The sequence below is a fragment of the Citrobacter sp. S55_ASV_140 genome, from assembly GCF_018919505.1.
In the GTDB taxonomy this organism is placed as follows: Bacteria; Pseudomonadota; Gammaproteobacteria; order Enterobacterales; family Enterobacteriaceae; genus Citrobacter; species Citrobacter werkmanii.
Genome location: NZ_JAHLQZ010000398.1, coordinates 1 through 986, shown reverse-complemented (window position 1 = coordinate 986; position 986 = coordinate 1). Strand labels below are relative to the sequence as shown.

At 50.6% G+C, this 986-nt stretch carries 1 protein-coding gene; it reads right to left on the bottom strand.

Going from position 1 to position 986, the window contains the following annotated elements; genetic code table 11:
• Nucleotides 1–986 (bottom strand): LacI family DNA-binding transcriptional regulator (locus KQJ18_RS24130; protein WP_253297564.1); only part of this gene is annotated, 986 nt, incomplete at both ends.

Below are 986 nucleotides of genomic sequence, written 5' to 3'. Positions count from 1 at the left end.
AACATATTCAGCGTCGCCTCTGTTTCAGGCGGCGGCACGTACTGTCCATTCCAGGAAAAACCGCAATTTGTCAGAATACGATGCTTTTCTTTACTTTTAGGCAGGCGAATACTGGAGGCAATAGTTGTCCCCAGGCGACCATAATCCATCTGGTAGCTGGTGATCCCGTCGAAGGATGCAGGGAGATTATCACTCAGTTGCAATATCGGCGGGCAGGACTGGGAGCTACCAAACCAGGCTGCTTGCGTCAGTGCTCGCGTTCTCTCAGAGTCCTGGACAATAAACAGATCGGGAATTGCCCCGCGAAAAAAGTCAAAAGCGACGGTGTTAGCTTCACTGGCATGTGCAGGTAAAATCGTAAGCTTCGTATGCGGACTTAATTCCCGGCAGGTTTCCTGTATCGCCTGAGTAAAGCTCGCGCTATGGGAAAATTCCAGACGTTCGCAAAAAACACCAATATGGCCCGGCTGCTGCGCCAGCGCCCTCCTCGCTATTTCTTCGCCTGCAGTGACATAGTCAAGGCTAAAATAACAAACTGCGCCGACAGGCTGGCGATATGCAAACAAAATATTTTCCGGGGAAAGCCTGAGCAAGTCGTAATAGGGCTGACTGTCATTCAGGCAACTGACCGAGACAACAGCCTGATAAGACTTTGCCGCCAGCGTTTGCAGAATCTCCAGCTCAAGATTAGGCAGATCGTTGGTCAGGTAAAGGTCGATCGGTTCGCTTAATGAAGGCTGCCAAACCTGATGCAATCCCCGATAGAGTTGAAAGTACTGTTCGGCATTGATGTCGGGCAGAATCAATGCCACTCCCTGACTTTTGCTGGCTCTCAACGATTGCGCCTGCGCATTCAACTGATAGCCAACTTCTCGGGCTGCACGTTGAACCGCTTCAATCTTCTCGACGCTTACATTCCCTCTGCCATTGAGCACATTCGAGACAGTCCCATGCGACACACCGGCAATTCTTGCTATGTCTTTGAT